The organism is Rhizobium sp. 16-488-2b (assembly GCF_017741815.1).
In the GTDB taxonomy this organism is placed as follows: Bacteria; Pseudomonadota; Alphaproteobacteria; order Rhizobiales; family Rhizobiaceae; genus Rhizobium.
Genome location: NZ_JAGHMF010000003.1, coordinates 125,609 through 150,450 on the forward strand (window position 1 = coordinate 125,609; position 24,842 = coordinate 150,450).

The following is a 24,842-nucleotide window of genomic DNA, read 5'->3' on the forward strand; positions in this document are numbered from 1 at the left end:
TTGGTCCCTTCTCTCTGGAGGTACAGGAATGTTGATGAAAGAAGCCAATTCGCACCTGACCAAGACCGAGCTTGCCGGCATCGGCAACGGCGAGGTCGCCTATATCAGGAAAATCCGCTCCGAGGATGTTCCCCGGTGTTTTCCGGAAGCTCCCGATATCGATCCGAACGTCGATCTATGGGCGCTCTTCGGCGCAGACGGAACCCCGATCCTCCTCACGGACAACCGCTCCAGCACCTTCTTCAAGGCCGCTGAAGACGAGTTGAAGACGGTCAGCCTGCACTAAAGGCGGGTCAGCATGAAAACAGACGGCGTTCCCCGGAGCGCCGTTGTTTTGTTTTTGAGGGGCGACTCATGCTACGCCCCATCTCATGCGAATAGCGTCCTTTCAGCGTTTCCCCATTTTCGATGACGCTGAGAAGGCGGCGGGCGTGGTCCTGCGCGACCTGACATGGGCCGATAGCCACGGCGCCGATCTCGCCATCTTTCCCGAATGCTACCTCCAGGGCCACAGCTACGACCGCTCGATCAACGAGCGGCGCGCGCTCAGCGTCGATGATCCGGCGCTGCGCAAGCTGCTTACGCCGCTCCGTTCCATCAGGACAGCGGCGATCGTCGGCTTTGTCGAGCGTCGCGGTGATCTGGTTTACAACAGCGCCATGCTGATCGAGAGCGGCGCTGTGGTGGGGGTATACGCCAAGGCCAACCCGCTGGAAGATGGTTGCACGCCGGGCGATGCATTTCCCGTCTGGCGAAGAGCCGGTCGAGGCTTCGGCATCAATATCTGCAGCGACTTCCGCGATCCGGCATTCTCCGATGCCATCGTGGCAAACGGCGCCTCCGTCGTCTGCGCGCCGCTCAACATGATGATCCGGGCGCACAAGGTGGATCAATGGCGCGAGCCCGCGATTGAGAGCCTTCGCGCCTGCGCGGTCCGCACGGGCAGCTGGGTCATCTCCTCCGATGTCGTCGGCGACAGGGGAGATGGCTGGATGAGCTGCGGCTGCACGCTTAGCGTCGGGCCGGATGGCGTGATCGCGAGCAAGGTGCCTGAATGGGAGGAGGGCGCTATCCTGCTGGATATTGATTGACGCTACCGGCCTAAGCCGATGATCAGTCCCGATGCTCAGTCTTGGCCAAACAGCATGGACATCGGATAAGGCAGCGCCAGCGGCGGCATGTCGTCTCGTGTGAAGTGTCGGATGGATTTGGTCTCGCTGTCCGTCCAGACGCCGTTGCCGCCGCCAACACGGCACTTGAACAGCGTCACGACATACTCGACCTGGTCGCCATTCGGATAAACATATCTGAACTCGTGTCCGCCCAAGACGCCGAGAATGCTGGTCGAGGTGACTGCAAGCCCGGTCTCTTCCATGACTTCACGGGTAATGGCTTCCTGCGGCGTCTCGCCCGGCTCGATCGCGCCAGCGGGCAGGCTCCATGCTTCTCCGGATGATTTTTCCTGCAGCAGCAGGCGGCCCGCCTCGTCGTGGATGACGGCGGCGACGGCGGGAAGCAGGATAAGGCGATTGCCGATGAGGCGGCGAAGGTCGGTAAGATAAGATGCCATTCGCCGACCTCGCTTGATCAGACGCGCTTGAACGTCAGATAGGCCGAGGAGCGCCCTTCGCGTCGGGCCTTTGCCTCGTAGCGCGTGCTCGGCCAGCCCTCGTAGGGCGTCAGCCAGTCGGCCGCGTTGCTGGCCTGCCAGTCGAAGCCGCCGTGGTCGCGGCATTTGAGCAGCGTCCAGTTCACATAGGTGTCGATGTCGGAGGCGAAGCAGAACAGGCCGCCGGGCTTCAGCACGCGGTGAAAGCGGTCGAGATTGGTCTTGGAGACGAAGCGGCGCTTCCAGTGCTTCCGCTTCGGCCAGGGATCCGGGTAGAGCAGGTCGATCTGGTCGATCGATCCATCCGGCAGCCAGTCGAGCAGCTGTGTCGCATCGTCGTTGTAGACGCGGACGTTGCGGGCGCCGGCATTGTCGACGCTGGCGAGCAGCTTCTGCATCGAATTGATGAAGGGCTCGACGCCGATGAAGCCGGTCGAAGGGGTCTCGATCGCGCGGTGGATCAGATGCTCGCCGCCGCCGAAGCCGATCTCCAGACGCAGCCGGTTGGTCTCGACGGGAAAGAGAGTGCTCAGCGGCTCCGGGGGAGCCGCCGAGAGGTCGATGATGAACGCCGGCAAGAGGGTGCTGAGCTTCTCCGCCTGTTGTCCGCGAAGTGCCTTACCCTTGCGGCGACCGAAGAAAGCCTCGGTCGCGCGTCCGCGACGTTCCATGTCAGTCATCGTCTTAAGCCTTGATCGCTTCCTTGAGCGGCTTCACCAGGTCGGTCTTCTCCCAGGAGAACGAGCCGTCACGGCCAGCCTTGCGGCCGAAATGGCCGTATGCCGAGGTCTTGGCGTAGATCGGCTTGTTGAGGTCGAGGTGACGACGAATGCCCGTCGGAGACAGGTCCATGGTCTTGCGGATCGCCGCTTCGACCTGGTCTTCCGTCACCTTGTTGCCGGTGCCGTGCAGGTCGACATAGATCGACAGCGGCTGGGCAACGCCGATGGCGTAGGAGATCTGGATCGTGCACTTCTCGGCAAGGCCGGCTGCCACGACGTTCTTGGCGAGGTAGCGAGCCGCGTAGGCTGCAGAACGGTCGACCTTGGTCGTGTCCTTGCCGGAGAATGCGCCGCCGCCGTGCGGAGCCGCACCGCCGTAGGTGTCGACGATGATCTTGCGGCCGGTCAGGCCGGCGTCGCCGTCAGGGCCGCCGATGACGAACTTGCCGGTCGGGTTGATGTACCACTTGCAATCGTCGGCGATCGGCAGGTCGCCGAGAGCTTCGCGGATATATGGCTCGACGACGGCGCGAACCTTCTTCGAATCCCAGCTGTCGTCGAGGTGCTGCGTGGAGAGAACGATCGAGGTGACCTCGGCCGGGTGGCCGTCGACGTAGCGAACGGTGACCTGACTCTTGGCGTCCGGGCCGAGCTTGGCGGCGTCGCCGTTGCCAGCCTTGCGGGCGGCGGCGAGCAGCTGCAGGATCTTGTGCGAGTAGTAGATCGGTGCCGGCATGAGATCCGGCGTTTCCTTGCAGGCGTAGCCGAACATGATGCCCTGGTCGCCGGCACCTTCGTCGCCCTGCTGGTCGGCGGCGTTATCGACGCCCTGCGCGATGTCGGCCGACTGAGAGTGCAGGAGAACGTCGATCTTGGCGGTCTTCCAGTGGAAGCCGTCCTGCTCGTAGCCGATGTCCTTGATGGCGCGGCGTGCGGCGGTCTTGAACTTCGACGGGTTGATGACGTCGGCGCCGTTCTTGTCCTTCTTCATCAGGCTCGGCGGCAGGCGAACTTCACCGGCGATGACCACGCGGTTGGTGGTTGCCAGCGTTTCGCATGCGATGCGCACGCCCCATGGGTTGATGCCGGTCTTGGCGGCTTCGCGGTACACCAGATCCACGATCTCGTCGGAGATGCGGTCGCAGACCTTGTCCGGGTGACCTTCGGCTACGGATTCGCTGGTGAAGAGGTAATTGGCACGCATTCCGGGATTCCCCTCAAAGAATAAAAAGCTCGGTAGTGGTACTCAGTTCAGGGCCGAAAAACAAGCGCAGAAGGACATAAATATATCTTTATATCTGCGACGAAGTGACAAATTTTGCCCAAAAAACGCAAAAAAGCGGCCTTTACGACCGCTTTCTCTATTGTGACTTATGAGGGATGCTTATTCGGAGTCGGCTTCGGCGGCCAGCGCCTTGACCAGTTCGACGACCTTCCGGCGCACCTTGGGATCGGTGATCTTCACGAAGGCGCGGTTCAGCTGCAGCCCTTCCGAGGAGGACAGGAAGTCGACCACGTAGTTGGAGCTGGAGGCTTCCGCCATGCCACCCGCCATGCCAGCGTTCTCGCCGGGCGCATCCTCGAAGAAGAAGGAGACCGGAACGTTCAGAATGCTGGAGATGTTCTGCAGCCGGCTCGCGCCGACGCGGTTGGTGCCTTTTTCGTATTTCTGGATCTGCTGGAATGTAATGCCAAGGCTTTCCCCAAGCTTTTCCTGGCTCATTCCAAGCATAGTCCGGCGAAGGCGAATACGGCTGCCGACGTGAATGTCGATCGGGTTCGGCTTCTTCTTGTTCTCAATCATGGTGCTGCCCTAACAATAATTCTGCCCTTGTTTAAACCGGCACGCCCAAACCCATCCCCAAAACGCCACGTTGCAAAGTGTGATACACTCACCTTGAACCATACGTTAAGAATGCCGATCCTAACCACTATGCAATTTTAGGGGTTTTCGGTCAATTACGCTTGAAAACAAAACCAAAACGCGAAGCCAGTGCAATTGCAAGCAGAAGTGTTTCGATCAACCAGAAGTACGTTTCGCGTGACAGCGGCGGATGGGCCGGAGAGGCGAAACTATCAAGGGTTGCGTCAATAAAGCCGGTCTCATTGAGCGAAAGACCTGCAATAATTTCGCCACGGGGGCTGACAAGGGCGGAAATGCCGCTATTGCCGTCGCGAATCAGCGGCAGACCCGTTTCCACGGCCCGAACGCGGGCCTGCTGGAAGTGCTGATAGGGTCCTGGCGTGGCGCCGAACCAGGCATCGTTGGTGATGTTCAAAATGGCCGATGCCGAGCCGATGTCGCCGGTCATTTCGCCGGGGAAAATGATCTCGTAGCAGACCAGCGGATAGAGCTTCAGTCCGCTTGGCAGCGTCAGCAGCTGGCGCGTGGCGGCCGCCGAAAAGCCGCCGGGCATCTCGACGATGTTCTGGATGCCGAACTCGCTGAGAAGGCTCTCGAACGGCATGTATTCGCCGAACGGCACGAGGTGCACCTTGTCCGAGGCGGCGATGATCTGGCCGCGCCCGTCGATCACGTAGATCGAATTGTAGTAGCGCGGCGGATTGCCGGGACCCATGTCCTCGGCGCGCACGGCGCCGGCCAGCAGCACCTGGTTGTCATCGAGCGTATCGGCGATCCGCGTCAGCGCATCCTGGTTGTCGGTCAGGATGAAGGGGATCGCCGTCTCCGGCCAGACGATGATATCGGGCTTGCGTCCACCATCCTTGGGCGCCTCGGCCGAGAGTTTCAGGTGCTTCTCGAAGATCGCGGCGCGGTCGGCGTCGCTGTCCATCTTGGCGCTCTGGTCGATCATCGGCTGCACGAGGCGGATGACGGGGCTCTTGTCGCTAGCGGCGGCAACAGGCTTCGGTGCGCCGTAAAGCACATAGGCGCCATATCCGACATGCGCGGCAAGCAGCAGCAGCGCCAGCGAAACGCCGGTTTTGGCGCCCTGCTTGGTGCCGATGAGGGCAGGGGCGGCGAAGACGAAGACCGACAGCGCGGTGATGCCCATGATCCCGATGATATGGGCCGACTGCATCATCACGGGCACCGGCGTCATGCCATAGCCGATGGCGTTCCACGGGAAGCCGGTGAAGAGCACGCTGCGCGCCCATTCCAGCAGGCCGAAGCTCGCCGCCAGCGCTGCGATCCGCCCGACCCCGTCGGACCAGAGGATGCGGGCGAGCGCTGTGGCCAGGCCGTAGAAGATCGCCAGCACGGCCGGAAGCCCGAAGATCGCCAGCGGCAGCGCCCAGGCGAATTCCTCGGCATCGATCATCAGCGCATGCCCGAGCCACCAGAGACCGGCGACGAAGTAACCGAAGCCGAACAGCCAGCCGGTGACGAAGGATGGCCAGAGGCGCCCGATGATGCCGCTGTCGGGTGCGGCGGCCGCACCATCGATCAGCCAGACCAGCAGCGTGAAGGAGACGAACATCGCGGCGAAGAAGCCGATGGGCGGGAGGGCCAGAACGCCGAATGCCCCGGCGAGGATCGCCAGCAGCACTCTCTTGTAGCCCCAGACCAGGATGACCCTGTCGGCAATTCGCTCCATGCGCACCCCACCAATCCGCGAATCAACTGAGGTCGCAGTGTTTCAAAAAAGCCGCCCGTTGTCGTGGTTGGCACTGATCAGTTTGCCGTCGGCGTCTCGCTCTGCCGCTCGTCGCCGTGGTCGAGACCGATTGCGCCGTCACCATCGCTCTTCGCGCGCCGGCGGATCGCCTGGCGCTTGCGGGTAATCCGCACGCGCTTGATGCGGCGCGGGTCGGCGTCGAGGATGTGGAACTCGAAGCCCGGCAGCGCCTGAACGACTTCGCCGCGCACGGGAATGCGCCCAAGCTCGGAGAAGATCAGCCCGCCCAGCGTATCGACTTCGTCGACCTGCTCGGTGATGTCGAAATCGGGGCCGATCGCTTCGGCGATATCCTCGAGCTCGACGCGGGCGTCGGCCACGAACATGTCCTCGGAGACCCGCTTGAACATGACTTCTTCGTCGTCATGCTCGTCGTCGATGTCGCCGACGACCATTTCCACGATGTCTTCATGCGAGGCCAGCCCGTCGGTGCCGCCATATTCGTCGATGACGAGCGCCATCTGCGTGCGGTTCACCTGCATGCGGCGCAAGAGGTCGGAGGCCAGCATCGAGGGCGGGACGAACAGGATCTTGCGGATGATGCCCGCTTCGGAAAGCGTCTTCTGCAGGTCCACGCGGGCGAGGTCGAAGTTCGGCTTGGCCGAGCGAGGCGCCTTCTGCAGGTTCTCCAGCGCGACCTCGACGATCGGCTCGGCGCCCTTGGCGGCCTTGGTCGATCCGCGGCGCTTGTTGCGCGCCTGCTTGGCGACGTAGGAGAGGAGATCGCGGATGTGCACCATCCCGCGCGGATCATCCAGCGTTTCGGCATAGACGGGCATGCGCGAGCGGCCGGATTCCTCGAACAGGATCATCAGCTCGCCGATGGTGATCGTCTGGTCCACCGCCTCGATATCGGCACGCGGCACCATCACGTCGGCAACGCGCACTTCCCGGAAGCGCAGGATGTTGTTGAGCATCGCCTTCTCGTCGGCGGAGAAGGCATCGCCATCGGCCGCGTCGGTCATCAGCGCGTCGGCAAGGTCTTCGCGGATGCGCGAACCCTGCTGCGGCCTCAATATGCGGGCAGCCCGCGACCAGAAGGATTGGGATCGTCCGGACTGCCTGCTACTACTGCCACCCTCGTCTGAGGATGATTGATCGGCGGTGTCCTTGGCCTCGGTGGCCGGTCTCGTCGTAAAGTCGCTCATGGTTCCATTTTAAGGTCTTGACCCTCGTATGGGTCAGATAGGCCGAGTTTCGCCAAAATGCGAGTCTCCAGCCCCTCCATTATCTCGGCTTCGGTATCATTATTATGATCGTAACCGAAGAGATGCAAGAAGCCGTGCACCATTAGGTGGGTGAGATGGTCGTCGAAGCTCTTCTCGAGCTCGACCGCCTCACGGGCAACGGTCTCCCTGGCGATGATGATATCGCCAAGCATCGGCCCCGGAACCTTGCCCGGCTGAACCGGGAAGGCGGGGAATGAAAGCACGTTGGTCGGCTTGTCCTTGCCGCGCCATTCCGCGTTGATGTCCTGGATGGAGGCGTCGTCGGTGAAGACCAGCGACACCTCGGGGACCATTTTCGGAAACGGCTGCTTCTCGGTTTCGCGCAGATAGGTCGCGGCCGTTTCCAGCACGCGGTCGGCCAGCGCGTGAAGCGCGTCTTCGGAGGGCCATTCGCCCTCCTCGATGCTGATCTGTATGTCGAGTTCGGCCATCAGTCCTGCTGCGCGGCCTCTGGTGTGTCCGTTAGATAGGTGGCGTCGTAGGCGCGAACGATGCGGCCGACCAGCGGATGGCGCACGACATCGGTGTCCTTGAAGCGGATGATCGAGATGCCCTCAACACCGTTCAGGAGCTGCAGCGCCTCGACCAGGCCCGACTTGACGCCGCGCGGCAGATCGATCTGGCTTGGGTCGCCGGTCACGATCATGCGCGAGTTTTCGCCGAGACGCGTCAGGAACATCTTCATCTGCATCGACGTCGTGTTCTGCGCTTCGTCGAGGATGACGGCGGCGTTGGACAGCGTGCGTCCGCGCATGAAGGCCAGCGGCGCGATTTCGATGACGCCGGCGGTGATGGCACGATCGACTTTGTCGGCTGGCATCATGTCATAGAGCGCGTCATAGAGCGGACGCAGATAGGGATCGACCTTCTCCTTCATGTCGCCGGGCAGGAAGCCCAGGCGCTCGCCGGCTTCGACGGCCGGGCGGGAGAGAATGATCTTTTCGACGACGCCGCGCTCCAGAAGCTGGGCGGCGTGGGCAACAGCGAGATAGGTCTTGCCGGTACCGGCGGGGCCACAGCCGAAGACGAGTTCGGAGCGCTCAAGCGCACGCAGATAGGCATCCTGCGTCGGCGTGCGGGCAATGATGGTCTTCTTGCGCGTGGAGACTTGCGCCATTGTCAGCTTGGCCTTCTTCTCCATCGTCGGCAGGCTCAGCTGATCGTCGGCTGCAACAGCCATGCGGATCGCGCCCTCGACGTCGGAGCGTTCCACGCTGCCGCCCTTCTGGAGCTTGTCATAGAGATAGTCCAGCGTGCGGCGCGCCTGGTTGGTGGTGACGATGTCACCCGAGATCACGACGGAGTTGCCTCGCGCTCGGGCGTCGATGTTCAGGCGTTCCTCGAGAAGCTTGAGGTTCTGGTCGAATTGACCAAACAGTTCGCTGGCGAACCGATTGTTTTCGAACGTCAGAATAAAGTGATTGGCGTCGCTCGCGATGCGTGGGTGGCGCGGTGAAGAAGAAACCAATTCTTGTCCGTTCAAGCGGTCGAGCTCCTTGAGTTAGGCACCAGCCTCTACCATCTCGGAAAACAGGCTGTTGGGTCCGGTACCTGTGATTCGCACTTTAATAATGTCACCGATTTGCGATGCTTTTGCATCAACATTCACCGACTGAAGCCAGGGGGAACGGCCGATAAGTTGTTGAGACATGCGACCGGGCTTTTCGAGCAACAGTTCGATGGTCTTCCCGACGCAGGATTCGGCAAATTCCTGCTGCTGCTTCAGGAGAAGCGCCTGCAGGCGTTCGAGCCTTTCTGCCTTGATCTCTTCCGGCACTTGGTCCTTCAGATCAGCGCCGGGCGTACCCGGCCGCGTCGAGTATTTGAACGAAAAGGCCTGCGCATAGCGGACCTTCTCAACGAGTTTGAGTGTATCCTCAAAATCGGCATCTGTCTCCCCCGGAAAACCGACGATGAAGTCGCCCGAGAGCGCGATATCGGGACGCGCGGCGCGGATGCGCTCGACCAGCGTCAGATACTCGGCAGCGGTGTGGCGGCGGTTCATCGCTTTCAGGATCCGGTCGGAGCCCGCCTGCACCGGAAGATGCAGGTAGGGCATCAGCGCTCTGAGGTCGCGGTGCGCCTCGATCAATCGGTCGTCCATGTCGCGCGGATGGCTGGTGGTGTAACGAAGGCGGGCAAGGCCGGGGATTTCGGCCAGCCGGTAGAGCAGGTCGCCCAGCGTCCATTCCTGGCCGTTGGGACCCAGGCCGTGCCAGGCATTGACGTTCTGGCCGAGCAGCGTGATCTCGCGCACGCCGCCCTCGACCATCTTCTGCGCTTCCTCGACGATCTGCGAGACCGGGCGCGACACTTCCGAGCCGCGCGTATAGGGCACCACGCAGAAGGTGCAGAACTTGTCGCAGCCTTCCTGCACGGTCAGGAACGCGGTGACGCCGCGCGCCCGGATCTTGGTCTTTTCGGCGATCGGCAGGTGCTCGAACTTGTCTTCTAGCGCATATTCCGTATCGACGATGCGCTGCCCTTCCTTGGCGCGGCGCAGCGCTTCCGGCAGGCGATGATAGGTCTGCGGCCCGATGACGACATCGACGGCGGGCGCCCGGCGCAGAATCTCCTCGCCTTCGGCCTGCGCCACGCAACCGGCCACGCCGATCATGAACTCGCGACCCTCTTTGTTGCGCTCCTTCTTCATGTCGCGCAGCCGGCCGAGTGCCGAGTAAACCTTCTCGGCCGCCTTCTCGCGGATATGACAGGTGTTGAGCAGCACGAGATCGGCCTGCTCCATGTCCTCCGTCGGCTCGTAGCCGTCGCGTGCCAGAGCATCGCTCATGCGCGTGGAGTCATAAACGTTCATCTGACAGCCATAGGTCTTGATGAAAACCTTGCGGCTGTTGCTGCCATCACGGAGATTGGTCTCCGGGGCCGGGAGGAGGGCGCTGTCCTGGGTCATGCCGGCTATTTAGTGGTTTTTGCGCCGGGAGAAAAGGGAATCTTGCCTCACCCTGCGCCCCGGCCTCTAAGCGCCGCACCCAGCATGGCGCGGATGCGTTGGGCGATCGTGGCGCTCACCTGTTTGCGGTTGGTCTCGGCGCTGTAGGAGACGGCTTCGCCGAAGTGGACGTCGACGTCGAAGGCGCCGCAGCGGAGCATGTCTTTGAGGTGCGGCAGCATCTCGACATCGCCGGGCCAGGAGGCGAGCGGGCGGTGGTAGCGGCCCATCGGAAGCCCGTGCACGCCGGTATAGGCGACCGCCACGGGCTGCACGATGACAGTGCCGGTGGGCGAAGCGGGTACGGCCATGGCGGCGGCACCGAACAGCGAGGATTTCACCTCGAGCAGCCGGTTGCCATCAGACGTCGTGCCCTCGGGAAACAGCACCACGATCTCGCCGTCTGCCATGCGCGCGGCGATCTCGCTCACCTGGTTGCCGGTGTTGCGCTTTTCCTCGCGCACCACGAACACGCTCTTCTGCAACTTGGCGAGCGTGCCGAAGATCGGCCAGTCGCGCACCTCGTTCTTGGCGATGAAGGCGACGTCGGCGATCGAGGACAGCACCATGATGTCCATCCACGAGGAATGGTTGGCGCACAGCATCAGCGGCCGGTGTGTTTCCATCTGGCCGTGGACCCGCACACGAATGCCGAGACAGAAGCAGATGATGCGGTGCCAGACGCGCGGCAGCCAGCGGCGCATCTTCCAGTCATAGCGCAGGGCAAGAAGCTGCCAGGGCATGAGCAGGATGCTGGCGATGAGAATGACGATGCCGGCGAGGGCGACGCGCAGCCAGGCGATCAAGTCGAACACTCCGCGGCTGCACGCATGATATCAGTGATCGTCCTTCTTGAGCGGTATGCCGTAGAGCTCGAGCCGGTGATCCACCAGCGTGAAACCGTGCTCGCGGGCGATCCGCTCCTGCAGCGCCTCGATCTCCGGCGAGCGGAACTCGATGACGACGCCGGTCTTCAGGTCGATCAAGTGATCGTGATGCTCTTCCGGCACCGTCTCGTAGCGCGAGCGGCCGTCGCGGAAGTCGTGGCGGGCGATGATGCCGGCGTCCTCGAACAGCTTGACGGTGCGGTAGACGGTGGAAATCGAGATCTTGGCGTCGACCTTCACCGAGCGGCGATAGAGCTCCTCGACGTCAGGATGGTCTTCGGATTCCTCGAGAATGCGCGCAATGACCCGACGCTGCTCCGTCATGCGCATGCCGCGCTCGGTGCAGAGTTCCTCGAGGGTCTTTGCCACATCCGTCATCAGGAGCCTTTCGATAGTCAACGTCTCAAGACGGAACTAGCGAAGAATGCGCTTCATGACAAGCGCCGTGGACACGTCGCCATTGGCGTCCTTGTAGTATCCACGGCGTTCTCCGACCTGGTCGAAACCGAGCTTGCGGTAAAGGCCGAGTGCAGCAGCGTTGCCCTTGTCGACCTCGAGGAAGATGCTTTCGCCGCCGCGCTGCTTGGCCTCGCGCATCGCCGCCTGCATCAGCCGCCATCCAAGACCCGACCGCCCGACCTTCGCCTGCACCGCGATCGTCAGGATCTCGGCCTCGCCGGCAACCTCGCGGGCCAGCACGAAGCCTGGCAGCGGCTTTTTCAGGAAGGCGTTGGTCTGCCGCGCCACGAAGCCGAAGACGTTGTTCTGGCTGAGCAGGCTGTAGAACTCGCCATCGCCCCAGGGACGCGCGAAGCGCTCGCCATGCAGTGTCGAGACCGCATGGCAATCATCGGCATCCATAGGGATGATTTCGAATTCCGGCTTCAGCGACAGATAGGATTCCAGCATGGTCATACTCGCGCAATCGCAAACCCGGCCTGCGGTTTGGCGTCGGGTCCGCGCAGATAAAGTGGCTTCGGCTTTCCGGAAGAGGGGTCTGCGGCAGCGGCAAGGCGCGCCACGATGGAGATGGGGAAATGATTGGCGTGTTCGCCGGTGGCGTCAGGCCGCAGGAGCGGCGTTGCCGAGCCGGTGACGACGCCGTCGAAGGACGCCGCGAAGGCCTGCGCGTCCTCGACGGTCACGGCCCTGGCTTCATCGAGCGGCGTGCCGTCGGCGTCGAAGGCCTGCAGATAGATCTCGTTGCGCTTGGCATCCATGGCGGCCAGCACCTGTCGGCCCGGCGAGCGCTCACGCTCGGCTTCCGCCATGACAGCAAGCGTCGTGATGCCGACGGCGGGCACGCCGAGCGAAAGGGCAAAGCCACGGGCGGCGGCGACGCCGACGCGGATGCCGGTGAATGAGCCCGGACCGATGGTGACGGCAACGCGCTCGACATCGGAGAGCTGAACGCCCGCCTGATCCAGCGCGCGGTCGACAATCCCCATCAGATGCTCTGCATGCCCCTTGCCGATCATGTCCGATGCCTCCCCCAGCACCGTATTCCTGCTGCTGTCATAGACAGAAGCAGCGCAATCCACACCTGCGGTGTCGAGCGCCAGTATGATCATGGCATCTATTTCCGAATAAACCGTTCCTGACCTGTCCATACATCGCAAAATGCCGCGTTTGCAAACGCCGCGTCATCGCGAATGTCGGTTCAGTTCGTCAGACGGCTTCGACTTCCTGAACTTCCGGCACGAAATGGCGCAGCAGGTTCTGGACGCCGTGCTTCAGCGTTGCCGTCGAGGACGGGCAACCCGCGCACGAGCCCTTCATGTTCAAATAGACGGTCCCGTCCTTGAAGCCGCGGAAGGTGATGTCGCCGCCATCCTGGGCAACGGCCGGACGCACGCGCGTCTCCAGCAGTTCCTTGATGGTCAGAACGATCGTCTCGTCACCCTCGTCGAAGAATTCGCCATCGGCATCGGCTGCTTCACCAAGCACGGAGGAAGCGCCCATGACCGGCTTGCCGGACATGAAATGCTCCATGATCGAGCCGAGGATGGCGGGCTTCAGGTGCTGCCACTCCTGGTCTTCCTTGGAAACGCTGATGAAATCATAGCCGAAATAGACGCCGGTGACGCCATTGATCTCGAACAGGCGCGCGGCGAGCGGCGAGGCCGCTGCTTCCTCGCGATTGCGGAACTCGGCGGTGCCGCTCTCCATGACGATCTTGCCCGGCAGGAACTTCTGCGTGGAAGGGTTCGGCGTGGCTTCGGTCTGGATAAACATGGTGCTCTCCGTGCGGCAGGCGCGCGCCCGCGACGTATTTAGAATTCTTCAAAAGTAAAAATAAGCCGTTTGGCCTCGCTATTCAAGAGATTGATACTCAAGAAAGCGCTTTATGCCAACGCGTCCAGTTCCTCATCGCTCAGTGTATCAGGCAAGACGGTGACGGGGATGGGAAAGGCCGCTCCCCGGCCGGCAACCGACGACACCAATGGGCCCGGTCCCTCCTTGGCGGAGCTTGCGGCGAGCACCAGAATGGCGATGTCGCGGTCGTCCTCGATGACGGCGTTGATCTGCTCGGCCGCACCACCCTCGCGGATGACGATCTCCGGCTCGATGCCGATATTCTCGCGCACCAGCTGGGCGGACTTGGCGACCACCGCTTCGGCTTCCTCGCGAGCTTCCGCCCGCATGATCTCCTCGACCCCCAGCCACTGCTGGAAATCGCCGTCGGGGATCACATAGACGAGCACCAATCCGCCATTGGAATTCTTGGCGCGCCGGCCGGCATAGTGGACGGCGCGCTGGCATTCGGGCGTGTCATCGATCACGGCCATGAACTTGCGGCGGTGACCTTCGAGCCGTGAGAGTCGTTTTGATACCATGAGCGCGACTCTGACACTTGATCCGGGAGATTTGCAAGTCCCCGTTTTGCCGCAAACTGTCCGCTCACCGACAGGTGTTCGGCCGAGGCTATCGTGGCGCTGCAACGAGCCCGTAGAGCAGCATGATTTCCTTCACATGCTCGATGTCGGGCTTGCCGATGACATTGATGGCCGAGGCGATCTCCTCGAAGAACCGCCTGCCGATCAGCCCCGGTGTCATGGTGATCAGGGCGCGCGCCGTTTCCTGGTGAAGGTTCTCATGCGTGTGGACCACGCCGCGCGGAATGAACACCGTGTCGCCGGCCCGCACCTCGCAGCGCTCGCCATCGACTGTTGTCGTCATCGTTCCGGAGAGACCGAAGATCACTTCGTCGACGTCTTCGTGATAATGCGCCGCCGGCACGCGCGACTGGTAGGGGACCACGAATTCGAACATGACCATGCTGCCCGCGCTCTGGTCCTCATCGACCAGCAGCCGAACCTCCATCATGCCAATCTGAATGAGGTTCCGGTTGCGCATCTTGGCCTCCTCATGGCTCTGAGGAGAGTACGCCGCAGTCCAGTTTTCGACAAGTCCGGGCCTTCGAGGCCCAAGAAGCCCGGGCGGCCGAAGCCGCCCGGCTCAACTTGCTAGTAGAGGAAGCCGACGATGTCGCGGACTTCCTTCATCGTCACTTCGGCCCGGGCGCGTGCCCGCTCGCCGCCATCGCGCAGGATCGCGTCGATATGGCTGGTGTCGGCCATCAGGCGGCGCATCTCGGCGGTGATCGGCGAAAGCACCTTGACCGAGAGGTCGATCAGCGCCGGCTTGAACACCGAGAACTGCTGTCCGCCGAATTCCGCGAGCACCTCGGCCTTCGACGTGTCGGCGAGTGCCGCGTAGATGCCGACGAGGTTGTCTGCTTCCGGGCGGCCCTGCAGGCCGTCGAGTTCGCTCGGCAAACCATCCGGATCGGTCTTCGCCTTGCGGATCTTCTTCGAGATCGCGTCCTCGTCGTCCATCAGGTTGATGCGTGACAGATCGGATGGGTCCGACTTCGACATCTTCTTGGTGCCGTCGCGCAGCGACATGACGCGCGGCGCCGGGCCGTCGATCATCGGCTCGACCATCGGGAAGTAGGCATGCACCGGCTCCTTGCCGACGGTGATATCCACCCCGTATCCAGCCTTGCGGATATGCTCGGCGTAATCGAGGTTGAATTTCATCGCGATGTCGCGGGCAAGTTCCAGATGCTGCTTCTGATCGTCGCCGACGGGAACATGCGTTCCGCGATAGACGAGAATGTCGGCGGCCATCAGGCTCGGATAGGCGTAGAGACCGAGCGAGGCCTGCTCGCGGTCCTTGCCGGCCTTGTCCTTGAACTGCGTCATGCGGTTCATCCAGCCGATGCGCGCCACGCAGTTGAAGATCCAGGCGAGTTCCGCGTGCTGCGGCACGGCCGACTGGTTGAATACGATATGCTTCACCGGGTCGATGCCGGAGGCGATGAAGGCGGCGGCGATCGAGCGGATCTGGTTCGGCATGTCCTCATGCACCAGCTGCGCGGTCAGCGCGTGCATGTCGACGACGCAATAGATGCAGTCGTTGCCGTCCTGCAGCGCCACGAACTTGCGGATCGCGCCGAGATAGTTGCCGAGATGGAGATTGCCGGTCGGCTGAACGCCCGAAAAGACCAGTTTCTTGAATTCGTTCATCATGTCCTCGATTAGGCTTGTGGAGGGCCCCAGGGCCAACGGCCCATGTTGCTAACGTCGCGGCTTATGCACGTCGGATGGCTTGTGATCAAGGGGTTGTGGTGGTGTGGCGGCCGGCCGACGCCTGCCATCGTAATTGTTGTGCCGTGTGATACCCCCCTCTGCCCTGCCGGGCATCTCCCCCACAAGGGGGGAGATCGGCAAGTGGCTTGCTCCCCAATCAAACAATGAAGGTAGAGCGAGCGACCGCGCCCAGCCAATCTCCCCACCTGTGGGGGAGATGCCCGGCAGGGCAGAGGGGGGTATCACACGGCACAGCCTCTCGACCATCAAACCGCACTTGAAAGACACACCAAATCCCCACGCCGCCCGAAAGCCCGTGTTTCCACCACGCACTTCACTCGGACGGGGCGCTGGAAATCACCTCGATTGAGTAAGTAAGATATGGCGCTTCCCAGCGCCCCGTTCGGCGGTTTTTATCCGCGACTCCGATCTCTCTGCCTTTCCGCCTAACTTCGCGGCGGAACCATGTGTGCCTCACAGGCACGTCCGGGCTCAACTCGGCATCCTCTTGCGAGGGAAACCGCCGTCACCGGAGGGAGATCATTTTCCGCGGACCCGGGTCATGAGGTTTTGCGTCTCACCCTCACGCTCCGCGCCGATCCCGCCTCGCCGGCACGCCTGCCGGTGTATCCGATGACGGGACGCCGATAGTGTAGGGCGGGGTTCTCGACGCGTGGAAAATCGACGGAAGATTTTTTGTGAACATGCTCCGTCGATCTCGCGAAAAGGGCAATTCATACTTCATTTTAGGTATCTTGAATGTAGTAATTCGACGTAAAATAAGGCATTCACCTGATATACTAGGTAGGAGTTTCCTTAAATTGGCCATTTTTGAGGAGAGTTTTTCCGCCCGCAAACGCGAGCGCCGCATTTTGCGGCGCTCCCAACTGGGGGACGACATGATGCATCCTGCATTCTCAATCGCACTCGCCGGCTTGTTCAGCCTCTCCAGCCTTAACGGCGCCACCGCCCAGAATGTTCGAAAACTCTCGATCGGGCCGCTGAAGAAAAATGAAACGCTCGCTTATAGTCTGCAGACCGTCAGCGTTCGCGCCGGCTGCTTTCCGCCGAAATTGAGGGGCATCCTCACCTACATCGCCGACAAGACGGGCCGCCGCCCGCTGGTCACTTCGGGGCTGAGGGCGCATTCCGGCCGCTCGCATTCGCAGCACCGCAATTGCGCCGCCGCCGATATCCGGGTGCCCGGCGTGTCCGACAAGACCATCATCGCCATTGCCGCGCAGGCGCCCGGCATCGGCGGCATCGGCCGCTATTGCAACGGCATCATCCATGTCGATGTCGGCCCGAAGCGCCGCTGGACGCACTGTTAGAGCAGCACCAGCCGGGGGCGGCTCAGCCGTCGGTCTTGGTAACCGCTGGCTTGCGGTTGAGGTTGCGGCGGATCATGCCTAGGTTCGCGCCGCCGATCAAAAACGCGGTGGCGAAATAGACGACCATCGAGATGCCGATCAGCATGCCGAGCGTGCCGACCTTGGTGGCGAGCGAAGCGCTCGAGGCAAGCCATGGCTCCCAGCGATGCTGGAGATACGTGATGACAGCGCCCATGACGGCGGCGGAGACGACGAGCAGCGCCGTGCGCCGCGCCAGCGCCCATTCCCATGTCAGGTGGCCGCGTTTCAAGAGCGTGGAGAAGAGAAGAACGGTGCTGATCCATCCGGCCGTGGCTTCCGCGACAGCGATCCCAGGCGCGCCGAGATAAGGAAACAGCGTCAGCGCGGTGGCGCAGTTGACGCCGACGGCGACCGCCGAAAAGCGCATCGGCGTCTTGGTGTCCTCGCGGGCGTAAAAGCCCGGCTGCAGCGCCTTGATCAGCACGAAGGCCGGCAGGCCGATGCCGTAGATCGCCAGGATCGAGCCGACGATCATGGTGTTTTCCTGGTGGAAGGCGCCGCGCTCGTAGAGCACGCGGATGATCTCGTCGGAGAGTATCCACAGCGCGAAGGCGGCGGGGATCGTCAGAAACATCACGAACTCGATCGAGCGGTTCTGCAGATTGCCGGCTTCGCGGAGGTTCCCGCCCTTCAGCGCGCGCGCAAGCTCAGGCAGAAGCACGACGCCGACCGCGACGCCGACCACGCCGAGCGGCAGCTGGTAGATGCGATCGGCATATTGCAGGGCCGCGATCGCGCCCTCCTTGCTGGAGGCGATCGCCTGGCCGATCATCTGGTTGATCTGCGTGATGCCGCCGGTCACGGCGGCGGGGACGGCAAGGATCAAAAGCCGCTTGACGTTGGGCGTGATCCTCGGAAAGCGGATCCCGATGCTCATGCCCGCATGCAGCACGCCGAAATAGACGACCGCGAGCTGCAAAACGCCCGCGACCAGGACGCCCCAGGAGAGATACCACGCGGTCTGCAGCGGTTCGGCGCCGGTATAGAGCGCGTAGAACAGCGCGCCGATCATCACGACGTTGAGGAAGACGGGCGCCACGGCGGCGGCGAAGAAGTGATGCAGCGAATTCAGCATCCCGCTCATCATCGCCGTCAGCGACATGCACATCAGGTAGGGGAACATCACCGCCGCCATGCGCACGGTGATCGAGAACTTCTCCGGATCGTCGGTAAAGCCCGGCGCGATGATGAAGCGCACCAGAAGCGGCATCGAGAGCTCCATCACGATGGTGATGAGAAGCAGTACCGAAAACAGAACGCCGAACACTTCCTCGGAGAAGCGCTTGGCGCCATCGGTGCCGTTTGCCTCGATCTCCTTGGCGAAGAGCGGCACGAAGGCGGCGTTGAACGCGCCTTCGGCAAACAGCCGGCGAAACAGGTTCGGAAAGCGGAAGGCCGCGTAGAATACGTCGGCCATCGGCCCGGTGCCGAGCGCCGCCGCCATCAGCGTTTCGCGGGCGAAGCCGAACAACCGGCTGCCCAGCGTGGCGCCGCCGACGGTGGCGAATTTCTTGACGAGGCTCATGCGGACGCTCTCATGACGGTTGTTTCAGGCGGATCGGCCGGATCGGCTCAATCCGCCGTCTCCTGGGTGGGGCCGGGGGTGCGTGGTGTGGCCGCCGGCGCGATCATGCCCGACGGCATGCGCTCGCGCAGCTCGTCCTGCTCTTCCGCGATCACGGCCTTCATCCGGGCGGTGATGTTGGAGCGCTTGCTGTCGCCCGATATCTTCTGGCCGACGAGATCGGTGACGTAGAAGGTGTCGATCACTTTCTCGCCGAAGGTGGTGATCCGCGCCGACTGGATGTCGAGCGACAGATCCGACAGCACGGCGGTCACCTCTGACAACAGGCCCGGACGGTCGAGGCACTCGACCTCGATGACGGTGAACTTGTTCGACAGGCTGTTGGAGATATGGACCGACGGCGGAATGAAGAAGGCCTTGCTCTTCTTGCGGTTTTTGGTGCGGGTCGCGATCACCTCGGGCAGCCGCTTGCGGCCTGAAAGCACGTCCTCGATCATCCTGCCGATCGTGCCGGCGCGGCGAAGCTCGTCGGCATCGTCCTTGAACTCGCGGCTGACATGGATGGTGTCGAGCGCCCGGCCATCGGAGGTCGTGAAGATCTGCGCATCGACGATATTGGCGCCTGCCGCGGCACAGGCGCCGGCGATGACGGCGAGCAGGCGCGGGTGGTCGGGCGAGAGCACGGTGATCTCGGTGATGGCGTGGAAGCTGTCGGTGCGCACCATCGTTGCCAGCGCCTGTCCGGCCTTGTCGGCTTGGCGGATGAAGCCGGCATGGCGCACTTGGTCTTCCAGCGGCACCGAAAGCAGGTAGGGCTGGTAGTGCAGCTTGCTGTAGATCTTGCGATCCTTCTGGCTCCAGTCGGCAAGCGCGTTGAACAGCGCCTCGGCGGCCACGGCAGCGCGCTCCTTGCGCGACACCTCGGAGAAGCCGCCGGCAAGCAGGAGCTCGGTCTCGTAATAGAGCGTGCGAAGCAACTGCCCCTTCCAGCCGTTCCACACGCCAGGGCCGACGGCGCGGATGTCGCAGACCGTCAGGATCATCAGCATCTTCAGCCGCTCGAGCGACTGCATGCGGTCGGCGAAATCGGTGATCGTCTTGCGGTCGGTGAGGTCGCGCGTCTGCGCCACCATCGACATCGTCAGGTGCTCCTCGATCAGCCAGACCACGGTGTCTGTCTGCTTGTGGGACAGGCCGAAGCGGGCGCAGAGCTTGCGGGCGACGCGGGCGCCGGCGATCGAGTGATCCTCCTGGCGGCCCTTGGCGACGTCGTGCAGCAGCACCGCGACATAGAGCGCCTCGCGATCCTCGATCCCGGGCATCATCTTGTTGGCGAGTGGGTGCAGCTCTTCGGCCTTGCCCTTGTCGATCTCCGAGAGCACGTCGACGCTGCGCAGCAGATGCTCATCGACAGTGTAGTGGTGATACATGTTGAACTGCATCATCGCGACGATCTTGCCGAACTCGGGAATGAAGCGGCCGAGCACGCCGGCCTCGTTCATGCGCCGCAGGATCAGCGCCGGATCGCGCTTCGATGTCAGGATCGAAAGGAACAGCCGGTTGGCTTCCTCGCTCTCGCGCACGCTGTTGTCGATCAGGCTGAGCGAGCGCGTCACGCGCTTCAGCGCATCCGGATGGAATTCGAGCCCGTTGATATCGGCCACATGGAAGAGGCGGATGATGTTGACGGGATCGCGCTTGAACACATCCGGGCTTGCGAGCGCGATGCGGCCGCGATCCTCCATGAAGTCGGTGCTGCCGGCGATCTTGCGGGTGCGGTGGGTGAAGCGGCTGAACACGCCCGAAAGCCCCGGCGTCGATTTCGCCTGCTGGTCCTCAAGTGCTGCGCAAAGGATGCGCGTCAGGTCGCCGACGTCCTTGGCCACAAGGAAGTAGTGCTTCATGAAACGCTCGACGGCCGAAAGGCCGGGGCGGGAGTGATAGTCGAGCGCTGCCGCGATCTCGCGCTGGATGTCGAAGGAGAGCCGTTCCTCGGCCTTGTTGGTGAGGAAGTGCATGTGGCAGCGCACCGCCCAGAGGAAGTCGTCGGCCTTTTCGAACAGGCGATATTCGTGCTTGGAGAGAACGCCGAGCGCCACCAGTTCGGCGGTGTCGCGCACGTGGTAGTAATATTTGGAGATCCAGAACAGCGTGTGCAGGTCGCGCAACCCGCCCTTGCCCTCTTTCACGTTCGGCTCGACGAGATAGCGCGTGTCGCCCGCCTTGCGGTGGCGCTCGTCACGCTCGGCAAGCTTGGCGGCGATGAATTCCGGGCCAGTGCCGGTGACGATTTCCTTGTCGAAGCGGGCTTCCAGCTCGGTTTCGAGCGAACGAAGGCCGCAGATGTAGCGCATCTCCAGGATCGCCGTGCGGATCGTCATGTCGGACTTCGACAGCGCGATGCACTCTTCGACGGTGCGCGTGGCGTGGCCGACCTTGAAGCCCATGTCCCACAGCATGTAGAGGATGAACTCGACCGCCTTGTGCGTCTCTTCCGCCGGCTTCGGCTGGAACAGGAAGAGCAGGTCGATATCCGAGCCCGGCGCCAGCGTGTCGCGGCCATAGCCGCCGACGGCGGTGACCGAGAACTTGTCCTTCTGCTTGGGAAAGACGTGGTCGGTGGAAAATTCGTAGAGAACCGTGATGATCTGGTCCTGCAGCCAGGAGATCCGGCGCGCGCATTTCAAGCCGCTGCCGTCGGCCGACAGCAGTTCGCGCGCCTTATTGCGCCCATCCGTGCTGGCCTTCTTGAAGATGCCGAGCAGATCGGAGCGCATCGCGTCCGGCCGGTTCTTGTTGGCCTCCACCACGGCGTCGCACTGCTTGCGCAGATAGTCGGTGTCGAGAATGTCGGAGAAATCGATATCGTTCGTCGGCGCCATGCGCTGGGCGGCTTCCTGTTCGCGCGGCGCGGCCATCTGCTGCGCCTCTCGTTTCGTCTGCATGCGCTATAGCCTCTTTGCCCGCTGTTTGACACGGGCTTTCATACTGCAAGAACCTTTAATTTTGGCGAAAAGGTGATCGTGCGGCGAGACGGCGTGCGGGGCAGTGAGCTTTAAGCGGCGATCTGCTCGTTGACGGAATAGAGCACCTTGCGGTTTTCGCTGGCGATCTCTTCGAGCATCTCCCTGTCGCATTCGCGGTAGCCCGCCTTGGCGATGGATGCCGTCAAATCCGATATGCGCGAGCAGCAGGCGATGATCTGCAGTAGCCCGAAGGGCGATGCCCAGCCGCGCGGATTGCCGTGTTCGTCGGCAAGGCGAAGCGCCTCGATCGCCGTGAAGATATTGGCGAGCAGCTGCGTTTCGCGAAGCAGGCGGTCCATGAACATGCGCTTACCCCTGCTTCAGCTTCTTCTTGAGGTCGTAGAGCGCGTCCAGCGCCTCGCGCGGCGTCATGTCGTCAAGGCTCATGTTCTTCAAGGCTTCATCGACCTTCGAAGGCCCGCGCGCCACATCCTCACGCCGCACCGCCACCTGGAACAGCGGCAGATCGTCGATCAGCTGGCTCGCGGGGTTCTTGCGGTCGGCGTCTTCCAGCCGCGTCAGCACATCGCGGGCACGCGCCACGACGGAGGCCGGCAGGCCGGCAAGCCGCGCCACCTGGATACCGTAAGAACGGTCGGCCGCACCTGGGCCGACTTCGTGCAGGAAGATCACGTCGCCGTCCCATTCCTTCACGCGCATCGTCGCGTTGGAAAGCCGCGCCAGCTTCTCAGACAGCACGGTCAGCTCGTGGAAGTGCGTGGCGAACAGCCCGCGGCAGCGGTTGGCCTCGTGCAGATGCTCGACCGATGCCCAGGCGATCGACAGGCCGTCGAAGGTCGCGGTGCCGCGCCCGATCTCGTCGAGGATGACGAGCGAGCGGCTGGTCGCCTGGTTGAGGATGGCGGCGGTCTCCACCATCTCGACCATGAAGGTCGAGCGCCCGCGCGCCAGATCGTCGGAAGCGCCGACGCGCGAAAACAGGCGGTCGACGATGCCGATATGCGCCGAGGTCGCCGGCACGAAGCAACCCATCTGCGCGAGAATGGCGATCAGCGCGTTCTGGCGCAGGAAGGTCGATTTACCGCCCATGTTCGGACCGGTCAAAAGCCAGATCGCCCCATCCTTGCCGTCTCCCTCGGGCGAGAGGTCGCAATTATTGGCGACGAAGGGGCCGGTGGATTGGCGGCGCAGCGCCTGCTCGACGACGGGATGCCGCCCGCCCTCGATCGCAAACATGGTCGAGCCATCGACCAGCGGCCGGCAATAGGCCTGCTCGTCGGCAAGCAGCGCCAGGCCCGCGGCGACGTCGATGACGGCAAGCGCCCGCGCGCCGGCCTTGATGGTTTCGGCCTCGGCGACGACAGCCGCGCTCATGCGGTCGAAGGCCGCGAGCTCGATCGACAGTGCCTGATCGGCGGCGTTGGCGATGCGGCTTTCGAGATCGGCAAGCTCGGTGGTGGTGAAGCGCATGGCGTTCGCCATCGTCTGGCGATGGATGAAGCGCGCCTTGGCCTCCGGCGTGTCGGTCATCGGCCCGGCATTGCCCGCCGTCACCTCGATGAAATAGCCGAGCACGTTGTTGTGCTTGATCTTCAGCGACTTGATGCCGGTCTCGTCGGCATATTGCAGCTGCAGCCCGGCGATCACCCGGCGCGACTGGTCGCGCAGCGCGCGGACGTCGTCGAGCTCCGGATTGGCGCCGTCCCGCAGGAAGCCGCCATCGCGTTTCAGCAGTGGCAGTTCGTCGCCGAGTGTTTCGCTGAGCAGTGCCGCCACCTGATGGGGCAGGGCGATGAGACCAGCCAGCGCGTCGGCCAGTTCCTCGGGCAGCATCGCGGTTTCGAGCAGCCGCGCCACGTCGGTCGCCGCATTCAGCCCCTGCCGGATCGCCGCGAGATCACGCGGGCCGCCGCGCTCGAGCGCCAGGCGCGACAGCGCGCGGGGCATGTCGGGCACATGCTTCAGGAGATCGCGCAGGTCGCCCGAGAGCGAGGGCTCCTCGATCAGGAAGCCGATCGAATCCAGCCGCTCGTTGATGCGCGCGGGATCGGTCAGCGGCGACATCAGGCGTTCGGCCAGCAACCGCGCGCCGCCGCCGGTCACGGTGCGGTCGATGGCTTTCAAGAGCGAGCCGTTGCGGTCGCCGGAAAGCGTGCGCGCAAGTTCGAGATTGGCCCGCGTCGCCGGGTCGATGAAGAGTGTCGAGGCGGCGCTTTCGCGCTCCGGCTTGCCGAGCGGTGGCCGTTCGGCGATCTGCGTCTTCTCGACATAGGCGACGGCCGCTGCCGCTGCCGCGAGTTCCGAGCGCGAGAAGGTGCCGAAGCCGTCGAGCGTCGAGACGCCGAAATAGCGCGCGATCCGGCCTTCAGCCGTGGCGCTGTCGAACAGCACCGATGGCTGCGGCACGGCGGTGCGACCAAGCACGTCGAACACCGGCTTCAGCTCCGGATCGTGGAACATCGTATCCGGCACGATCAGTTCGCGCGGATCGATCCTCAAGATATCGGCAAGCAGCCGCGATGCCTCGGTCTCCGCCAGGCGGAAAACGCCGGTGGAAATATCGATCCAGGCGAGCGCCATCAAGGGCTCGGAGGCGCCGCGAATGCGGGTCAGCGCCATCAGATAATTCGATTCCGAAGGCGAAAGCAGCTTTTCCTCGGTGATCGTTCCCGGCGTCACCAGGCGCACGACGTCGCGCTTCACGACCGACTTGCTGCCGCGCTTCTTGGCTTCCGCCGGGTCCTCGACCTGCTCGCAGACCGCGACCCGGAAACCGAGGCCGATCAGCTTCTGCAGATAATCGTCAGCCGCATGAACCGGCACGCCGCACATCGGGATATCCTGTCCCATGTGCTGGCCGCGCTTCGTCAGCGTGATCCCGAGCGCGCGAGAGGCGTCGAGCGCGTCTTCGAAGAACAGCTCGTAGAAATCGCCCATGCGGTAGAACAAAAGCGAATCCGGATTGTTCGCCTTGATCTCGATGAACTGCTCCATCATCGGCGTGGCCGAGGCGCGGCTCTCTTCCGTTGCAAGCTCGGCAGCCGAAAAGGCTTCGTGTCTCAAGGTCATTCGATCGTTCACGGAGTGGGCTTTTCCCTAAAAAACAGGGTGCCACCCTATCGAAGCGCGGCTATAGAAGACAACAGCTATCGGGAAATGGGAGCCGTTAGCCCACAGGAGGATTGAGGGAGGTATTCAACGAGCCGCAAGGTCAGGAACCCCTTGGAAGGGCGCCTGCCAGTTCCACCGGATATTTTAATCGATTGTAGCCGTACGGCTTTTTCG

24 protein-coding genes are annotated in these 24,842 nt (G+C 62.9%); 3 read left to right on the top strand and 21 right to left on the bottom strand.

Annotated elements, in window-relative coordinates; translation table 11 throughout:
• The first annotated feature begins 28 nt into the window (after positions 1-28).
• Both J5286_RS02195 and J5286_RS02200 read left to right on the top strand, forming a co-directional pair.
• Positions 29-286: a BQ00720 family protein gene (locus J5286_RS02195; protein WP_018898177.1), complete on the top strand. Its 258-nt coding sequence runs from the start codon at positions 29-31 to the stop codon at positions 284-286.
• Between the two features lie 145 nt (positions 287-431).
• Positions 432-1,091, top strand: coding sequence for a carbon-nitrogen hydrolase family protein (locus tag J5286_RS02200; RefSeq protein ID WP_348529236.1), 660 nt, complete (start codon positions 432-434; stop codon positions 1,089-1,091).
• A gap of 35 nt (positions 1,092-1,126) precedes the next feature.
• Here J5286_RS02200 and J5286_RS02205 read toward each other — a convergent pair whose 3' ends face one another.
• The 17 genes from J5286_RS02205 to trpS all read right to left on the bottom strand — a co-directional run bounded on the left by J5286_RS02205 (position 1,127) and on the right by trpS (position 15,570).
• Positions 1,127-1,570, bottom strand: a complete 444-nt coding sequence (locus J5286_RS02205) for an NUDIX domain-containing protein (protein ID WP_209188923.1) — start codon at positions 1,568-1,570, stop codon at positions 1,127-1,129.
• 17 nt (positions 1,571-1,587) lie between these two features.
• Positions 1,588-2,289, bottom strand: a complete 702-nt coding sequence (trmB, locus tag J5286_RS02210) for a tRNA (guanine(46)-N(7))-methyltransferase TrmB (protein WP_047507043.1) — start codon at positions 2,287-2,289, stop codon at positions 1,588-1,590.
• A 4-nt stretch (positions 2,290-2,293) separates the two neighbouring features.
• Positions 2,294-3,535, bottom strand: coding sequence for a methionine adenosyltransferase (metK, locus tag J5286_RS02215; protein ID WP_209188924.1), 1,242 nt, complete (start codon positions 3,533-3,535; stop codon positions 2,294-2,296).
• A 180-nt stretch (positions 3,536-3,715) separates the two neighbouring features.
• Positions 3,716-4,135 (bottom strand): helix-turn-helix domain-containing protein, encoded by a 420-nt coding sequence (locus tag J5286_RS02220; protein ID WP_018898182.1) that lies wholly within the window; start codon positions 4,133-4,135, stop codon positions 3,716-3,718.
• 151 nt (positions 4,136-4,286) lie between these two features.
• Complete coding sequence (gene lnt / locus J5286_RS02225) at positions 4,287-5,891, bottom strand: apolipoprotein N-acyltransferase (protein ID WP_209188926.1); 1,605 nt, start codon at positions 5,889-5,891, stop codon at positions 4,287-4,289.
• A 77-nt stretch (positions 5,892-5,968) separates the two neighbouring features.
• A complete protein-coding gene (locus tag J5286_RS02230; protein WP_209188927.1) occupies positions 5,969-7,120 on the bottom strand; it encodes a hemolysin family protein in 1,152 nt (383 codons plus the stop codon).
• A complete protein-coding gene (ybeY, locus tag J5286_RS02235) occupies positions 7,117-7,632 on the bottom strand; it encodes an rRNA maturation RNase YbeY (protein WP_018898185.1) in 516 nt (171 codons plus the stop codon). The genes J5286_RS02230 and ybeY overlap by 4 nt, the downstream gene beginning before the upstream one ends.
• Complete coding sequence (locus J5286_RS02240) at positions 7,632-8,684, bottom strand: PhoH family protein (RefSeq protein ID WP_111561572.1); 1,053 nt, start codon at positions 8,682-8,684, stop codon at positions 7,632-7,634. Before J5286_RS02240 ends, ybeY begins: the two co-directional genes overlap by 1 nt.
• A gap of 18 nt (positions 8,685-8,702) precedes the next feature.
• Entirely contained in the window at positions 8,703-10,112 is a 1,410-nt protein-coding gene (gene miaB, locus J5286_RS02245; protein ID WP_209188929.1) for a tRNA (N6-isopentenyl adenosine(37)-C2)-methylthiotransferase MiaB, read from the bottom strand.
• A 47-nt stretch (positions 10,113-10,159) separates the two neighbouring features.
• Complete coding sequence (olsA, locus tag J5286_RS02250; protein WP_209189596.1) at positions 10,160-10,957, bottom strand: lyso-ornithine lipid O-acyltransferase; 798 nt, start codon at positions 10,955-10,957, stop codon at positions 10,160-10,162.
• A gap of 30 nt (positions 10,958-10,987) precedes the next feature.
• On the bottom strand, positions 10,988-11,416 hold the full coding sequence (locus J5286_RS02255) for a Fur family transcriptional regulator (RefSeq protein ID WP_018898190.1): 429 nt from the start codon (positions 11,414-11,416) through the stop codon (positions 10,988-10,990).
• 36 nt (positions 11,417-11,452) lie between these two features.
• A complete protein-coding gene (locus tag J5286_RS02260; RefSeq protein ID WP_209188931.1) occupies positions 11,453-11,953 on the bottom strand; it encodes a GNAT family N-acetyltransferase in 501 nt (166 codons plus the stop codon).
• The gene (gene tsaB, locus J5286_RS02265; protein ID WP_209188933.1) at positions 11,950-12,609 is read right to left on the bottom strand and encodes a tRNA (adenosine(37)-N6)-threonylcarbamoyltransferase complex dimerization subunit type 1 TsaB; all 660 of its coding nucleotides are present in this window, start codon (positions 12,607-12,609) and stop codon (positions 11,950-11,952) included. Before tsaB ends, J5286_RS02260 begins: the two co-directional genes overlap by 4 nt.
• Before the next feature lie 97 nt (positions 12,610-12,706).
• Positions 12,707-13,273, bottom strand: coding sequence for a NifU family protein (locus J5286_RS02270; RefSeq protein ID WP_018898193.1), 567 nt, complete (start codon positions 13,271-13,273; stop codon positions 12,707-12,709).
• 110 nt (positions 13,274-13,383) lie between these two features.
• Positions 13,384-13,875, bottom strand: a complete 492-nt coding sequence (locus J5286_RS02275) for a universal stress protein (RefSeq protein ID WP_047507053.1) — start codon at positions 13,873-13,875, stop codon at positions 13,384-13,386.
• Positions 13,876-13,963: 88 nt separating this feature from the next.
• Entirely contained in the window at positions 13,964-14,395 is a 432-nt protein-coding gene (locus J5286_RS02280; protein WP_113198698.1) for a cupin domain-containing protein, read from the bottom strand.
• A 110-nt stretch (positions 14,396-14,505) separates the two neighbouring features.
• On the bottom strand, positions 14,506-15,570 hold the full coding sequence (trpS, locus tag J5286_RS02285; RefSeq protein WP_113198697.1) for a tryptophan--tRNA ligase: 1,065 nt from the start codon (positions 15,568-15,570) through the stop codon (positions 14,506-14,508).
• A 965-nt stretch (positions 15,571-16,535) separates the two neighbouring features.
• Between trpS and J5286_RS02290 the strand changes: the two genes are divergently transcribed.
• A complete protein-coding gene (locus tag J5286_RS02290; RefSeq protein WP_209189597.1) occupies positions 16,536-16,964 on the top strand; it encodes a YcbK family protein in 429 nt (142 codons plus the stop codon).
• 22 nt (positions 16,965-16,986) lie between these two features.
• On the opposite strand, the gene murJ is transcribed toward J5286_RS02290, so the two are convergent.
• The 4 genes from murJ to mutS form a co-directional block, all read right to left on the bottom strand.
• Entirely contained in the window at positions 16,987-18,570 is a 1,584-nt protein-coding gene (gene murJ, locus J5286_RS02295) for a murein biosynthesis integral membrane protein MurJ (RefSeq protein ID WP_209188935.1), read from the bottom strand.
• A 47-nt stretch (positions 18,571-18,617) separates the two neighbouring features.
• On the bottom strand, positions 18,618-21,515 hold the full coding sequence (locus J5286_RS02300; protein WP_209188937.1) for a [protein-PII] uridylyltransferase: 2,898 nt from the start codon (positions 21,513-21,515) through the stop codon (positions 18,618-18,620).
• Positions 21,516-21,625: 110 nt separating this feature from the next.
• On the bottom strand, positions 21,626-21,901 hold the full coding sequence (locus tag J5286_RS02305; protein WP_047507061.1) for a hypothetical protein: 276 nt from the start codon (positions 21,899-21,901) through the stop codon (positions 21,626-21,628).
• Positions 21,902-21,905: 4 nt separating this feature from the next.
• A complete protein-coding gene (gene mutS / locus J5286_RS02310; RefSeq protein WP_245205307.1) occupies positions 21,906-24,626 on the bottom strand; it encodes a DNA mismatch repair protein MutS in 2,721 nt (906 codons plus the stop codon).
• Positions 24,627-24,842: the final 216 nt, after the last annotated feature.

Excerpts from the sequence above, each read along its gene's own strand:
- trpS (WP_113198697.1), bottom strand. The coding sequence starts at position 15,570 with ATGAACGAATTCAAGAAACTGGTCTTTTCGGGCGTTCAGCCGACCGGC.
- J5286_RS02205 (WP_209188923.1), bottom strand. The coding sequence starts at position 1,570 with ATGGCATCTTATCTTACCGACCTTCGCCGCCTCATCGGCAATCGCCTT.
- J5286_RS02230 (WP_209188927.1), bottom strand. The coding sequence starts at position 7,120 with ATGAGCGACTTTACGACGAGACCGGCCACCGAGGCCAAGGACACCGCC.
- J5286_RS02290 (WP_209189597.1), top strand. The coding sequence starts at position 16,536 with ATGCATCCTGCATTCTCAATCGCACTCGCCGGCTTGTTCAGCCTCTCC.
- mutS (WP_245205307.1), bottom strand. The coding sequence starts at position 24,626 with ATGACCTTGAGACACGAAGCCTTTTCGGCTGCCGAGCTTGCAACGGAA.
- J5286_RS02275 (WP_047507053.1), bottom strand. The coding sequence starts at position 13,875 with ATGGTATCAAAACGACTCTCACGGCTCGAAGGTCACCGCCGCAAGTTC.
- tsaB (WP_209188933.1), bottom strand. The coding sequence starts at position 12,609 with ATGATCATACTGGCGCTCGACACCGCAGGTGTGGATTGCGCTGCTTCT.
- lnt (WP_209188926.1), bottom strand. The coding sequence starts at position 5,891 with ATGGAGCGAATTGCCGACAGGGTCATCCTGGTCTGGGGCTACAAGAGA.
- J5286_RS02255 (WP_018898190.1), bottom strand. The coding sequence starts at position 11,416 with ATGACGGATGTGGCAAAGACCCTCGAGGAACTCTGCACCGAGCGCGGC.
- ybeY (WP_018898185.1), bottom strand. The coding sequence starts at position 7,632 with ATGGCCGAACTCGACATACAGATCAGCATCGAGGAGGGCGAATGGCCC.
- miaB (WP_209188929.1), bottom strand. The coding sequence starts at position 10,112 with ATGACCCAGGACAGCGCCCTCCTCCCGGCCCCGGAGACCAATCTCCGT.
- J5286_RS02195 (WP_018898177.1), top strand. The coding sequence starts at position 29 with ATGTTGATGAAAGAAGCCAATTCGCACCTGACCAAGACCGAGCTTGCC.
- J5286_RS02260 (WP_209188931.1), bottom strand. The coding sequence starts at position 11,953 with ATGACCATGCTGGAATCCTATCTGTCGCTGAAGCCGGAATTCGAAATC.
- J5286_RS02305 (WP_047507061.1), bottom strand. The coding sequence starts at position 21,901 with ATGTTCATGGACCGCCTGCTTCGCGAAACGCAGCTGCTCGCCAATATC.
- J5286_RS02300 (WP_209188937.1), bottom strand. The coding sequence starts at position 21,515 with ATGCAGACGAAACGAGAGGCGCAGCAGATGGCCGCGCCGCGCGAACAG.
- trmB (WP_047507043.1), bottom strand. The coding sequence starts at position 2,289 with ATGACTGACATGGAACGTCGCGGACGCGCGACCGAGGCTTTCTTCGGT.
- J5286_RS02220 (WP_018898182.1), bottom strand. The coding sequence starts at position 4,135 with ATGATTGAGAACAAGAAGAAGCCGAACCCGATCGACATTCACGTCGGC.
- metK (WP_209188924.1), bottom strand. The coding sequence starts at position 3,535 with ATGCGTGCCAATTACCTCTTCACCAGCGAATCCGTAGCCGAAGGTCAC.
- J5286_RS02270 (WP_018898193.1), bottom strand. The coding sequence starts at position 13,273 with ATGTTTATCCAGACCGAAGCCACGCCGAACCCTTCCACGCAGAAGTTC.
- J5286_RS02280 (WP_113198698.1), bottom strand. The coding sequence starts at position 14,395 with ATGCGCAACCGGAACCTCATTCAGATTGGCATGATGGAGGTTCGGCTG.
- murJ (WP_209188935.1), bottom strand. The coding sequence starts at position 18,570 with ATGAGCCTCGTCAAGAAATTCGCCACCGTCGGCGGCGCCACGCTGGGC.